This window comes from Mycobacterium sp. TH-M116 (genome assembly GCF_057473685.1).
Map to the genome: position 1 here is coordinate 1 of NZ_JBYCLC010000225.1, position 13,783 is coordinate 13,783.

Consider the following 13,783-nt stretch of genomic DNA (forward strand, 5'->3'; position numbering starts at 1 on the left):
GTGATCTTCGCGCGCAGGAAGAACGCCAGCCCGAGCACGATCACCGCGGCGATCGCGGTCGAAAGGATGGTGTCGGTGTTGACGGTCATACCCAGCCAGGTGGCGTGGGTGTGCTCTCCGACCTCGATCTGCGCATCGGCCAGGATCAGCCCGGTCATGTGCCGGTACCCCTTTCTTCCGGCCCCGCCGACGAGTCACCGGGCACCCCTGCACGCAGCTTCTTCCAGACCGGCACGGCGGTCGATATCACCAACAGCACCTGAAACAGGGCCAGCCCGAACATCACGCCCAATCCAGCCGGCCGGAACACGTAGGCGATGATCAGCGCGATCACGGTCATGACGGCCAGCCGCGACGCCGAGTTGATCGCCATCGACCTTCTGAGCGGGTGATCCTGGGAGGTGATCGAATCAACCGAGCGACGCACCAACAATGCGTTGAGCAAACCCAGCAGCAGCCCTACACCGAAGAACACCCCAAGCATGAGATGACCCGAGAACGCAGCGGCCACAACCGCGACCGCGCTGATCCCGATGCTGATCACGAAAAGCCGAACGGGTCGGAAAGCAACAGAGGGAAACACCAACGGCGCGTCCTGCGCTGGCGTCGTCACTGCAGCACCTCAATCCCGAGTTAGTGGAGCGGGAAAGCCCCGAACGACTGTTCGGCGGCCCGCCGAGCTTACCGCAGTCATCGCGATGGAAGCCCCAAGGGGTGGCTCGCTGCATCCATCGTGAACCCGCGCGATCGGTAGGCGACCGGTGGGCCGGTGGACCGGCAACCCTTGAGGTCTTTCTGGGGTTCGGCCAGCACCGTACCACATGACAGACGCGACTACTACTCCTTGTCGTAGCTGTCGTAGCTGTCGTAGCTGTCGTGGCTGTCGTGGCTGTCGCAGTCGGCGGGCCGGCGCAGCAGTGGGATCGCCGTCGCGACGCCGGCGACCACGATCGCGCCCAGCATCACCGCCCCGCTATCGCGGGGGTTGAAAAAAATCGTGCTTGCCGCGCCGAAGGCGACAATGCCCACCCACAGATAGATCAGCAGCACCACCCGGCGGTGCGAGTGACCGATCTGCAGCAACCGGTGGTGCAGGTGCATCTTGTCGGGGCTGAACGCGCTGCGACCCGCGCGGGTGCGCCGCACGATGGCCAGCAGCAGGTCCAGCATCGGAAAGAACATGACCGCGACCACCAGCAGGAAAGGCGACAACAGAGCAAACACGTCACGGGCGCCGTAGGCGTTCTGCGAGACGGGGCCGGCGGCCGTCGTGGAAGCGGCGGCCAGCATCAGGCCGATCAGCATCGAGCCGGAATCACCCATGAAGATTCTGGCCCGGTGGAAGTTGTGCGGCAGAAAGCCCAGGCAGGCACCGGCGAGCACCACCGAGATGACAGCGGGCGGGTAGAACAGCACATCGCCACCGTGGTCGCGAAGCAGACCGACCGAGAACATGCAGATCGCCAGCGCCATGATCAAGCCCAGGCCGGCGGCCAACCCGTCCAGTCCGTCGACGAAGTTCATCGCGTTGACGACCGACACCGTCAGCGCCAGGGTCAGCAGGATCGACGAGGCCTGGTCCAGCACGACCGTGCCGACCCCGCCTATGGGTACGTACAGCACCGTCCAGGCGACACCCATGGTGACCAGCACGCTTGCCGCGGTGATCTGCCCAGCGAATTTCGTCAGGGCGTCCAGGCCCCAACGGTCGTCGATGAGACCGATCCCCATGATGACCGCGCCTGCGACCAGCACCGCGGGCATGCTGGTGGAATACACGAAGCCGCGGGTCAGCGCGGGAAGCTGGGAGGCCAGGAACACGGCAGCCAGGACGCCGACGAACATCGCCAGCCCACCCATCCGCGGAGTCGGCGTCACGTGCACATCCCGGTCGCGCGGATAGGCCACCGCCCCCAGCCGGGTCGCCAGCACCCGCACCGGTCCGGTCGCGAAGTAGGTGATGACCGCCGCCGTCAGGCCGACGACGGCGAGTTCACGCAGCGGAACGCCGGCACCGCGATCAGACACCGCGAGCAAACCACCGGCAAGGCTGGTCATGTCGCTGGACACCTCGAGACCGTACTGCACCGACCACGAGCGCCGAACACCGCCGCCGGGCCAAGTCCGGTTGTCGGCGCTACGCGGTCAGGGTTTCCGGGTCCAGGCCCAGCACCTCGGCGATCCGCTCTGAGCTCACCGGTCCCGCGCGCAGAATCCGCGGGGCGGCCCCGGTGAGGTCGACGATCGTGGAGGCGGCCTGCTCCTGGGCGGCGCCTGCATCGAGGTAGACGTCAACGAGATCGCCGAGTTGGGCGCGCGCCTGGTCGGCGTCCACCGCCGGCGGCCGGCCGGACACGTTGGCGCTGGATACCGCCATGGGACCAACCTCGCGCAGCAACTCGAGGGCGACCGGATGCAACGGCATCCGCAGCATCACGGTCCCCCGTGCATCTCCGAGATCCCACTGCAACGAGGGGGCTTGCGTCACCACCAGGCTCAGCGCGCCCGGCCAGAACGCGCGGATCAGCTCGCGGGCCCCGCCGGGCATCGTGTACACCAGTCCCTCGATGGTGTGCCAGGACCCGACGAGGACCCCGACGGGCATGTCCCGGCTCCGCCCCTTCGCAGACAGCAGCGCCCCCACCGCGGCGCCGTTGAAGGCGTCTGCGCCGAGTCCGTAGACGGTGTCGGTCGGCATCACGACCAGTCGGCCACCCTTGAGCGCACCCACCGCCGAGGCGATCCCCCGCGCGCGCTGCTCGGGGTCGGCACAGCTGAACACGTCAGTCATGGGCGCCGCTTCTCCTCATCGCTGCGCTCTGCATCGTCACGACGCGAGTCATGGGCGCCGCTTCTCCTCATCGCTGCGCTCTGCATCGTCACGACGCGAGTCATGGGCGCCGCTTCGGCGAGCAGTCACGAACCTAGGCCGGCCCGCCAGATCGCGGCGACACTGGACGTCGTCGAAAAGTCCAGTGTCCTGCACCAATTGGGCGGTCCGCGCCGCGGTGGTGTCATCGTGTTCGACGGCGAACAGGCCGCCCGGGCGCAGCCAACGCCCGGATAGTGCCACCACGGGGGCGATCACCGCCATCCCGTCCGGCCCGCCGAACACCGCATCATGCGGATCATGTCGGACCACTTCGGGTTCCAGCAAGGCGTTGGAAACCGGGTCGTCGGGAACGTAGGGCGGGTTGGCCACGACCAGGTCGACGCCGCCGTCGAGTTCGGCAAGCAGCCCCGGGCTACCAGCCAGCTCAGAGACGTCGGCGTGCACGAGTTCCACGGCCGTGCCCTCGGCGTTGCGGCGCGCGTAGTCGAGTGCCGAAGCGGAGTCGTCGATGCCGATGATCCGGGCGTCGAGCCCGAGGCCGGCGCGGTGCCGGGCCAGCGCGACCGCCAGGGCACCGGATCCGGTGCACAAATCGACCATGACGGGCCGCGCGCCGAGCGGCCGCGAAGTCGCCCATTCCAGCACCGCTTCGGTCTCCGGACGCGGGATGAACACACCCGGCCCGACCTGCAGAAACAGCGGCCCGAATGCCGCCGTCCCGACCAGGTGCTGCAGCGGCACCCGCCGCGAGCGCGCGGCGAGGACGTCGCGATACCGCCGGAAGAATTCTTCGTCGGGCGTCTCCAGCAGACTCAGCCGGCCTCGGTCGGTGCCGGCCAGGTGGGCGGCCAGCTCCTCGGCGTCCCGACGCGCCGAATCGATCCCGGCGCCGGCGAGTAGCGCCGCCGCGGAGTCGATCGAGCGCCGTAGCCGAGTCGTCATGCCTGCTGCAGCCGTGACTGCTTGTCGGCGGCGCTCAGCGCGTCGAGGAGGGGATCCAAGTCGCCGTCGAGAACCTGATCGAGATTGTGCGCCTTGAAGCCGATCCGGTGGTCGGCGATCCGGTTCTCCGGGAAGTTGTAGGTGCGGATGCGTTCGCTGCGGTCGACTGTGCGGATCTGGCTGGCCCGATCCGCCGACGCGTCGGCCATCGCCTGTTCCTCGGCGCTCGCCTGAAGGCGAGCGGCCAGCACCTGCATAGCACGGGCCTTGTTCTGCAGCTGCGAACGTTGGTTCTGGCATGTGACGACGATCCCCGTGGGCAGGTGGGTGAGCCGCACCGCGGAGTCGGTCGTGTTGACGCCCTGGCCGCCCTTGCCCGACGACCGGTAGACGTCGACACGCAGATCCGACTCATCGATCTGGACCTCGCCGACTTCTTCCGGCTCCGGATAGACCAGCACTCCGGCCGCCGAAGTATGAACGCGGCCTTGGGATTCCGTCACCGGGACCCTCTGCACGCGGTGCACTCCGCCTTCGAACTTCAACCGCGACCAGACCCCGTCGACGGTGTCACCCTTGCCGGAGATCGACAGGGTCGCATCCTTGTAGCCGCCCAGGTCCGAGAACGTCTCGTCCAGCACCGTCACCGTCCAGCCGTGCCGTTCGGCGTAGCGGACATACATCCTGGCCAGGTCGGCGGCGAACAACGCCGACTCCTCGCCGCCCTCGCCGGATTTCACCTCGAGCAGAATGTCGTCGGCGTCATGGGGGTCGCGGGGCGCCAGCATGTCGGTGAGCTGGGTGTCCAACTCGGCTACCCGCGCTTCGAGCGCGGTGACCTCGTCGGCGAACGACGGGTCGTCGACGGCCAGTTCGCGTGCCGTCTCCAAATCGTCGCGGGCCGACGTCAGCTTGCGGTGGGTGGCGACGATAGGGGCCAGCCGGGCGAACCGGCGGCCGGCTTTGCGCGCCTCGCCGGGATTGCTGTGCAATTCCGGATCCGCCAGTAGATGCTCGAGCTCGGCATGTTCGGCGAGCAGCACATCGATCGCCTGGGTCGGCTGCGTCATGTCACACCTCCTTCGGCACGCTGGTCGGCGCAGACACGAACCGACGCCCGCCTGTGCGAGTCACGCACAGTCCGGGCGTCGGTGAGACGGCTATTTGTCGGCCGCGCCGGCCTTGTCAGCTGCGCCCCTACGCTTGCCGTACCGCTTCTCGAAGCGGGCCACGCGGCCACCGCTGTCGAGGATCTTCTGCTTGCCCGTGTAGAACGGGTGGCACTGCGAGCAAACCTCGACAACGATGCGGCCGCCCGGCTTGGTGCTGCGGGTCTCGAACGTGTTGCCGCATCCGCAGTGCACCGTGGTCGGCTCGTAGGCGGGGTGGATGTCAGTTTTCATGGGAGTCCTCTTCGGGTTGTCGAGCGTCGATTATGCCAGGTCGCCCGGTACCTCCCCAAAACCCCGCGGTGCATCGCGGCATTCCCGGAACACCGGGCTGTGTCGAGACATAAACCACGGCGACACCAATCGGCGTGTCGTGTCGATGGTTTATGTGTCGCGGGCGAACCGGGCGGTGATGCCGGTTTAGTCGTTGTCCATGGAGCCGGGCGTCGTCTTCGACACCTGCACCAGGAACTCGTAATTGTTCTTCGTCTTGCGCAGCTGGCTCATCAGCAGGTCGATGGCCTGGTGGGAATCCAGACCCGACAGCACGCGCCGCAGCTTGTGCACGATCGCGAACTCGTCCGGCGAGAGCAGCAGCTCGTCCTTGCGCGTGCCCGACGGGTTCACGTCGACCGCGGGGAACACTCGCCGCTCGGAGATCTTGCGGTCCAGCTTGAGCTCGGCGTTGCCAGTGCCCTTGAACTCCTCGAAGATGACCGTGTCGCCCGTGGATCCCGTCTCGACCATCGCGGTGGCGATGATGGTCAGCGACCCGCCTTCCTCGATGTTGCGCGCGGCGCCCAGGAAGCGCTTCGGCGGGTACAGCGCGGTGGAGTCGACACCACCGGAGAGAATCCGGCCCGAGGCGGGCGAGGCGTTGTTGTAGGCGCGCCCGAGACGGGTGATCGAGTCCAGCAGCACCACCACATCCTTGCCCTGCTCGACGAGACGCTTGGCGCGTTCGATCGCCAGCTCAGCGACCGAGGTGTGGTCCGACGGCGGGCGGTCGAACGTCGAGGCGATGACCTCGCCCTTGACCGAACGCGTCATGTCGGTGACCTCTTCGGGCCGCTCGTCGACGAGCACGACCATGAGGTGGCATTCGGGGTTGTTCTTGGTGATCGCATTGGCGATGTCCTGCAGGATGGTCGTCTTGCCCGCCTTGGGCGGCGAGACGATCAGCGCGCGCTGCCCCTTGCCGATCGGCATGATCAGGTCGATCACCCGTGTCGTCAGCCGCTCCGTCGTGGTTTCCAGGCGCAGCCGCTGATTCGGGTACAACGGCGTCAACTTGGAAAAATCAGGCCGCTTCTTGGCGTCTTCGACCGGACCGCCGTTCACGGTGTCCAGACGCACCAGCGGGTTGAATTTCTGCCGCTGGTTGGGCTGCTCGCCGTCGCGGGGCACGCGCACCGCGCCGGTCACCGCGTCGCCGCGGCGCAAACCGTTCTTGCGCACCATGTTCATCGAGACGTACACGTCGTGCGGACCGGCCAGGTACCCGGACGTGCGGACGAATGCGTAGTTGTCGAGGACGTCGAGGATTCCGGCCACGGGCTGGACGACGTCGTCCTCACGAAGCTCGGCGTCGGCACCCTCGCCCGAACGCTCGCTTCGGCGCCTGCGGTCCCGGAAGCGGCGTCCGCGCCGGCCCTGACGACCGTCGCCCTCGTCGTCCTGCTGGTTCGAGCCGCGCGACTGCTGGGTACCCGAGCCCTGCTGGTCATTGCCCTGGTCGCCACCGGCGTGCAGCCCGCGCTGGTCGGACTTGGTGTTCTGTTGACGCCCCTGGGTGTTGCGTTGGCGGCCTTGGGTGTTGTCGGCCGAGTCGTCCTCTTTGCCCTCGGCGTCAGCGGCGGCGCCGCGATCCTCGTCCTGGCCGCGGCTCTTGGACCCGGCGTCGCGTGAGGCGCCGCGGCGTTCCCGGCGTGGTGCCTCGGTCTGCGAGCCATTCTGGTCGGCTTGGGGGGCCGGCGCCTCGGCGATGGCGGTTTCGCGGTCGGATGCGTCGCCGGATTCACCGCTGTTCTCAGGAGCCGGCCCGCCAGCGGCGGATGTGCCGTTGGCCTTGACCCGATGTTCCTGGATTGCGGCGATCAGATCATTCTTGCGCATTCCCGACGTGCCCTTCACGCCGACTTGGCTGGCCAGCGCGCGCAACTCGGGCAGCACCATCGTGGACAGTGACCCGCCCGACGCGGCGGCTTTGACGTCTGGCGCGTCATGGTTACCGGAATTCGACAGGTGATCGTTCTCGGCGCTTTCGCCAGCCGTGATGAGTTCCGTATCAGTCACGGATTTCCTTTCTTCCCCCGCTGATCACGTCATAAGGGGGGTTCGTTGCGCACGTAGCACGAATTGCCGAGTGCGCCCAACCGTCGACTCTGCAACGGTGATCGCCGGGATCAGTGCCAGGATCGGCGTGAGAAACGGCGACCTCGTCCAGGAGAAGAATTGGTGGTGTCCTAGCGGCAAGGCAGTGTGGATGCAAATGCTGCAATTGCTGGACGCTGCTGAGGATAGTCCGCATTGTGGCCGGAAGCAAGCAAACCCCTCGGTCGCGCCGCGGATCAACCGGCGACCGCGACCCCCGGGCCCCAGCGAACTGCGCCCCCGACGGTCATCTCTGTGATGGTGAATCCGCTTGCAGCCCCGTACTCCAAGGCTTGCCGAGGTAGCTGCGCCTCTGTGCTGAGTGCGATCAGCGACGGACCAGCACCGGAAAGTGCCGCTGCCACATGATGACGCCGCAGGAGCCGCAGATATTCCGCCGAGGCGGGCATTGCCGGAGCGCGTTGCGGTTGATGGAGCATGTCGTCGGTGGCCACCATCAGCAAATCCGGCCGTTCGGTCAGCGCGACCACCAGCAGCGCGGCTCGGCTGACGTTGAAGCTGGCGTCCTCGTGGCTGACGCGCGCGGGCAGCAACACCCGGGTCTCGGAGGTCAACGAGCGCACTTCGGGGATCGCGCAGAACAGCCGGATCTGCGGATGAAGCCGCAGCGGCACCGCCGAATAGGCGGGCGCAGTATTGGCGCGGTCCACCCACGAGACGACCGCGCCGCCCAGCACCGCGGCCGCGGCGTTGTCGGGGTGACCCTCGAACTCCGAGGCCAGCTGGATCAGCTGAGCATCCGTCAGCGGAGTCGAATCTGCCTGCGCGACAAGGCCGTTGGCTGCGGCGAGGCCGCCGACCACGGCCGCCGCCGAAGAGCCCAGACCGCGGGAGTGCGGGATGGCGTTACGGCAGCGGACCACCAGGCCCGAGGCGCCGACACCGGCGGCCTGCAGACCGCGTTGGACTGCGCGAAACACCAGGTGCTCGGGCCCACGAGGCAAAGACTCGGCACCTTCCCCCTCGACCAGTACCCGCAGACCGGACTCCGCCGTCTCCACGACCACGTCGTCGCACAGACTCAACGCCAGACCTAGACTGTCGAAACCGGGACCCAGGTTGGCACTGGAAGCCGACACCACGGCGCTCGCCACCAAGCCCGCGGGCAGCATCTGAGTCACCGTCAGGCCAATCCCAACTTCTCGACGACGAGCACGGGATCCACGGGCAGCGGGGACACGGTCGGCATGTCTTTCAGCGCGGTGTCGGGATCCTTGAGCCCATTGCCCGTCACCGTACACACCACGGTCGACCCGCGGGCCACCCAGCCGTCCTCGACGGCCTTGAGCAACCCGGCGATGCCGGCCGCCGACGCCGGCTCGACGAAAACGCCTTCGGAGCGGGCCACCAGGTGGTAGGCGGCCAGGATCTCCTCGTCGGTGGCGGCCAGGAAGCGGCCCTCCGATTGCTGCTGCGCCTCGACGGCTGCCGTCCAGGATGCCGGTGCGCCGATGCGGATCGCGGTCGCGATGGTCTCGGGATGGCGCACCGGCTTGCCGAGCACCAGGGGCGCCGCGCCGGCGGCCTGGGTGCCCAGCATGCGGGGCAGCGCGTCGATCACGCCCTCCTGGTGGTACTCCCGGTAGCCCTTCCAGTAGGCGGTGATGTTCCCGGCGTTGCCGACGGGCAGCGAGTGGATGTCGGGTGCGCGGCCCAGCGCGTCGACGATCTCGAAGGCCGCGGTCTTCTGGCCCTCGATGCGCACCGGGTTGACCGAGTTGACCAGCGAGATCGTCGGGAAGTCGGCGGTCATCTTGCGGGCCAGCTCGAGGCAGTCGTCGAAGTTGCCGTCGATCTGGATGATCTTCGCGCCGTGCATGACGGCCTGCGCGAGCTTGCCCATCGCGATCTTGCCCTGCGGGATCAGCACCGCGCAGGTGATGCCGGCGCGGGCGGCATAGGCCGCGGCCGAGGCCGAGGTGTTCCCCGTCGAGGCGCACAACACGGCCTGCTGACCGCGGGCCACCGCGTCGGTCACCGCCATCGTCATGCCGCGGTCCTTGAAGGAGCCGGTCGGGTTGAGGCCCTCGACCTTGAGATGCACCGTGCAGCCGGTCAGCTCCGAGAGCCGGGGGGCGGCGATCAGCGGGGTCCCGCCCTCGAGCAGGGTGACCGGGGTCCACTCGGCGGCAACCGGCAACCGGTCGCGGTAGGCGGCGATCACTCCCGGCCACGGCACGTGGGTGGCCGACTGGGCCGTGCGTGAAACGCTCATAGGCTGGTTCCTTCTAGTCGCAGCACGCTCGCCACCCTTTGCACAACGTCCAGATCGGCGAGCGCCTCCACGGTTTCCGACAGTGCAGCATCGGTGGCACTGTGGGTGACCACCACGACGCGGGCCCCTACCCGTCGCCCGCCCCGGTCGGCCACGCCTTCCTGGCGGACTTCGGCGATACTCACCTCGCGCTTGGCGAATTCCGCGGCCACCGTGGACAAGACACCGGGCTCGTCGGCCACGTCCATGCTGACGTAATAGCGGGTCGTGATCAAACCCATTGGGGCGATGGGAAGTTGGGCGTACCTGGATTCTTTGGGTCCCCGGCTGCCCAGCACCCGGTTGCGAGCGGCCATCACGAGGTCACCGGTCACCGCCGACGCCGTCGGCGCCCCGCCCGCGCCCTGGCCGTAGAACATCAGCCGACCCGCGGCCGCGGCTTCGACCACCACGGCGTTGAAGGCCCCGTTGACGGTGGCCAGTGGATGCGACAGGGGCACCAGCGCCGGGTAAACGCGCGCCGAGACGCGCTCCTGGCCGTCGTCACCCGTGACGCGCTCGCAGATGCACAGCAGCTTGATCGTGCAGCCCAGGGCCCGCGCGGAGGCGAAGTCGTCGGGGGTGATCTTGGTGATGCCCTCGCAGTACACGTCGTCGGCAGTCACTCGGGTGTGGAAGGCGATCGAAGCCAGGATCGCGGCCTTGGCTGCGGCGTCGTAGCCCTCCACGTCGGCGGTGGGATCGGCTTCGGCGTAACCCAGCGCGCTGGCGTCGGCCAGCGCGCTGCCGTAATCGGCGCCGGTGCTGTCCATCTCGGACAGGATGTAGTTGGTGGTGCCGTTGACGATGCCGGCCACCCGCAGCACCGTGTCGCCGGCCAGCGACTGGGTCAGCGGGCGGATGACCGGGATGGCGCCCGCGACCGCCGCCTCGAAATACAGGTCGACGTTGGCGGTTTCGGCCGCCTGCGCCAGTTCGCCGGTGGAGATCGACAGCAACGCCTTGTTCGCGGTGACGACGGACTTGCCGTGCTCGAGCGCGGTCAGGATCGCCTTGCGCGCCGGCTCGACCGGGCCCATCACCTCCACGACGATGTCGACGTCCTCGCGCGAGACGAGTTCTTCGACGTCGTCCGTGAGCAACTCGATGGGGACGCCGCGGTCGGCGGCCACCCGGCGCACGCCGATGCCGCGCAGCAGCAGGGGGGCGCCGATGCGGGCCGCGAGGTCCTCGGCGCTGTCCCCGATGATGCGGACGACTTCGCTGCCGACGTTGCCCAACCCGAGTACCGCTACGCCGACTGGCTTTTCACCACCGGGCACAGGTCGTTCACCTCACTTCCAGACTCAGCAGATCGTCGACCGTCTCCCGGCGCAGGATCAGGCGGGCCCGCCCGGCGCGCACCGCGACCACGGCCGGCCGGCCGATCATGTTGTAGCGGCTCGAGAGCGAATAGCAATACGCGCCGGTCGCGGCCACCGCAAGCAGATCGCCGGGCTGCAGGTCGCCGGGCACCCAGGCGTCGCGCACGACGATATCACCGCTTTCACAGTGTTTCCCGACGATGCGGGCCTGCACCGCCGGGGCATCGCTGCCCCGCGAGGCCAGCCGGGCGTCGTACTCGGCGCCGTAGAGCGCGGTGCGGATGTTGTCGCTCATGCCCCCGTCGACGCTGACGTAACGCCGGTTCGCCGTGGCGCTCACGTCGACGTCCTTGACCGTGCCGACCTCGTACAGCGTGATGGTGCCCGGTCCGGCGATGGCCCGCCCGGGCTCGACCACCAGCCGGGGCGTGGGCAGGCCCACGGCCGCCGACTCGCTGCGCACGATGGCTTGCAGTTTGGCCGCCAGGTCGGCCACCAGTGGGGGGTCGTCGGGCGCCAGGTACGAAATGCCCAACCCGCCGCCGAGATCCACTGTCGACAGCTGGGCTGTCTTCTCCGTACCGAATTCGGCGACGATCTCGCGCAGCACGCCGATGACGCGGTGCGCGGCGATCTCGAAGCCGGCGACGTCGAAGATCTGCGAGCCGATGTGGCTGTGCAACCCGACCAGCCGCAGGTGATCGGTGGCGAACACCCGCCGCACCGCGGCCATCGCCGCGCCGCTGGCCACCGACAGTCCGAACTTCTGGTCCTCGTGGGCGGTGGAGATGAACTCGTGGGTGTGCGCCTCCACGCCGACGGTCAGGCGCACGAAGACGTCCTGGACGACGCCGGCGTCGGCCGCGACCGCGTCGAGACGCTCGATCTCGGTCATCGAGTCGACGACGACATGGCCTACACCGGCTTTCACCGCGTCGGTCAGTTCCTCGACCGATTTGTTGTTGCCGTGCAATGTGATTCGCCCAGGAGGGAAGTTCGCGTGCAGCGCCACGGCCAGCTCGCCGCCGGTGGACACGTCCAGGGACAGGCCCTCCTCGTCGACCCAGCGCGCGATCTCGCCGCACAGGAAGGCCTTGGCGGCGTAGTTGACGTTGCCGCCGCCGCCGAAAGCCGCGGCCATCTCCCGGCAGCGGGAGCGGAAGTCGTCCTCGTCGACGACGAACAGCGGGGTCCCGTACTCGCGGGCGAGCTCGGTCACCGGCACGCCGGCGATGTGCACGATGCCGCTCGCGTCGCGAACGGTGTTGCGGGGCCACACATTCAGGGCCAGCTGTAGCAGCTCCTCGGGGGATTGCGGCCGCGGCGGGCTGCCCGGGTGGCGGGTCTCTTCGGCGTGCCGGGGACCGGCGGGATGCACGGTCACATGCGCTCCGGGGCGTTGACGCCCAGGATCGCCAGTCCGTTGGCGATGACCTGGCGGGTGGCCTGGCACAGGGCCAGGCGCGCGGTGTGCAGGTCGGTGGGCTGCTCGTCGCCCTGCGGCAACACCCGACACGAGTCGTAGAAGCGGTGGTAGTCACCGGCCAGGTCTTCCAGGTAGCGGCCGACCCGGTGCGGCTCGCGCAGCGACGCGGCCGTCTTCAGCACCCGCGGGAATTCGCCGAGGCTGCGCAGCAGCGTGCCCTCCTTGTCGTGGCTGAGCAACTCGAGGTGCGCGGTGTCGGGGGCCAGCCCGAGCGCGGCGGCGTTGCGCGCCAGCGCCGAAAGCCGGGCGTGCGCGTATTGCACGTAGTAGACCGGGTTTTCGTTCGAGGCCGAGGACCACAGCGCCAGGTCGATGTCGATCGGGGTGTCCACCGAGGAGCGGGTCAGGCTGTAGCGCGCGGCGTCGACGCCGATCGCCTCGACCAGGTCGTCGAGGGTGATCACGGTGCCGGCCCGCTTGCTCATCTTCACCGGCTGGCCGTCGCGGACCAGGTTGACCATCTGACCGATGAGCACCTCGACGGTGGCGGGGTCCTCGCCGAAGGCGGCGGCCACCGCCTTCAGGCGCGCGATGTAGCCGTGGTGGTCGGCGCCGAGCATGTAGATGCACAGGTCGAACCCGCGCTGCCGCTTGTCCAGGTAGTAGGCGATGTCACCGGCGATGTAGGCGGGCTTGCCGTCGCTCTTGATCACGACGCGGTCCTTGTCGTCACCGAAAGCGCTGGTGCGCAACCAGCTTGCGCCGTCCTTCTCGTAGATGTTGCCGGTCTGGCGCAGCCGGGTGATGGCCTCCTCGACGCGCCCGCTGGTGTGCATCGAGTCTTCGTGGGTGTAGACGTCGAAGTCGGTGCCGAACTCGTGCAGCGACTCCTTGATATGGGTGAACATCAACTCGACACCGATTTCGCGGAAGGTCTCGCGCATCTCGGGTTCGGGCAGGCTCAGCGCGTCGGGGGCCTTGGCCAGCACGTGCGCGGCGATGTCGGTGATGTAGTCACCGGCGTAGCCGTCTTCGGGGGCGGGCTCGCCCTTGGCCGCGGCGATCAACGAGTTGGCGAACCGGTCGATCTGGGCGCCGTGGTCGTTGAAATAGTATTCGCGCTCCACGGCGGCGCCCTGGCTGGACAGCAGCCGGCCCAGCGCATCCCCGACGGCGGCCCAGCGGGTGCCGCCGATGTGGATCGGGCCGGTCGGGTTGGCCGAGACGAACTCGAGGTTGATCTTCTGCCCGGCCAGTTCGTCGGAGTGGCCGAAGGCGTCGCCGGCGTCGATGACGCCTGTGACGACGACGGCCTGCGCCGAGGCTTCGAGGCGCATGTTGATGAAGCCCGGCCCGGCCACCTCGGCGTGCGCGATGCCGTCGTTGCGTGCCAGCGCCTGCGCCAGCCATCCGGCCAGCTCACGCGGGTTGGCACCGACC

General features: G+C 68.4%; 12 protein-coding genes and 1 pseudogene. All 13 read right to left on the reverse strand.

Features of this window, described 5'->3' with window-relative positions; all coding sequences use genetic code 11:
* Positions 1-158: pseudogene (locus tag AC2VOK_RS11435) on the reverse strand (F0F1 ATP synthase subunit A); the annotation flags it as partial.
* Positions 155-613 (reverse strand): ATP synthase subunit I, encoded by a 459-nt coding sequence (locus AC2VOK_RS11440; protein ID WP_421530053.1) that lies wholly within the window; start codon positions 611-613, stop codon positions 155-157. The gene AC2VOK_RS11440 and the pseudogene AC2VOK_RS11435, both read right to left, overlap by 4 nt.
* A 224-nt stretch (positions 614-837) precedes the next feature.
* A complete protein-coding gene (locus AC2VOK_RS11445; protein WP_428900569.1) occupies positions 838-2,088 on the reverse strand; it encodes a glycosyltransferase family 4 protein in 1,251 nt (416 codons plus the stop codon).
* 49 nt (positions 2,089-2,137) lie between these two features.
* Positions 2,138-2,791: an L-threonylcarbamoyladenylate synthase gene (locus tag AC2VOK_RS11450; protein WP_428900570.1), complete on the reverse strand. Its 654-nt coding sequence runs from the start codon at positions 2,789-2,791 to the stop codon at positions 2,138-2,140.
* Positions 2,792-2,839: 48 nt separating this feature from the next.
* Positions 2,840-3,775: a peptide chain release factor N(5)-glutamine methyltransferase gene (gene prmC, locus AC2VOK_RS11455; RefSeq protein WP_428900571.1), complete on the reverse strand. Its 936-nt coding sequence runs from the start codon at positions 3,773-3,775 to the stop codon at positions 2,840-2,842.
* Positions 3,772-4,845 carry a peptide chain release factor 1 gene (gene prfA, locus AC2VOK_RS11460; protein WP_428900572.1) on the reverse strand — a complete coding sequence of 358 codons (1,074 nt, stop codon included), beginning with the start codon at positions 4,843-4,845 and terminating at the stop codon, positions 3,772-3,774. The genes prmC and prfA overlap by 4 nt, the downstream gene beginning before the upstream one ends.
* A 90-nt stretch (positions 4,846-4,935) precedes the next feature.
* Positions 4,936-5,178, reverse strand: coding sequence for a 50S ribosomal protein L31 (rpmE, locus tag AC2VOK_RS11465; RefSeq protein ID WP_428900573.1), 243 nt, complete (start codon positions 5,176-5,178; stop codon positions 4,936-4,938).
* 186 nt (positions 5,179-5,364) lie between these two features.
* On the reverse strand, positions 5,365-7,239 hold the full coding sequence (gene rho, locus AC2VOK_RS11470) for a transcription termination factor Rho (protein ID WP_428900574.1): 1,875 nt from the start codon (positions 7,237-7,239) through the stop codon (positions 5,365-5,367).
* A 275-nt stretch (positions 7,240-7,514) separates the two neighbouring features.
* The gene (thrB, locus tag AC2VOK_RS11475; RefSeq protein ID WP_428900575.1) at positions 7,515-8,450 is read right to left on the reverse strand and encodes a homoserine kinase; all 936 of its coding nucleotides are present in this window, start codon (positions 8,448-8,450) and stop codon (positions 7,515-7,517) included.
* Positions 8,451-8,461: 11 nt separating this feature from the next.
* Entirely contained in the window at positions 8,462-9,553 is a 1,092-nt protein-coding gene (gene thrC, locus AC2VOK_RS11480; RefSeq protein WP_428900576.1) for a threonine synthase, read from the reverse strand.
* A complete protein-coding gene (locus tag AC2VOK_RS11485; protein WP_428900577.1) occupies positions 9,550-10,875 on the reverse strand; it encodes a homoserine dehydrogenase in 1,326 nt (441 codons plus the stop codon). Before AC2VOK_RS11485 ends, thrC begins: the two co-directional genes overlap by 4 nt.
* Before the next feature lie 7 nt (positions 10,876-10,882).
* Positions 10,883-12,217 carry a diaminopimelate decarboxylase gene (gene lysA, locus AC2VOK_RS11490; protein ID WP_428900579.1) on the reverse strand — a complete coding sequence of 445 codons (1,335 nt, stop codon included), beginning with the start codon at positions 12,215-12,217 and terminating at the stop codon, positions 10,883-10,885.
* 80 nt (positions 12,218-12,297) lie between these two features.
* Positions 12,298-13,783, reverse strand: a 1,486-nt coding sequence (gene argS, locus AC2VOK_RS11495; RefSeq protein WP_428900578.1) for an arginine--tRNA ligase, incomplete at its 5' end; no start/stop codon positions are given.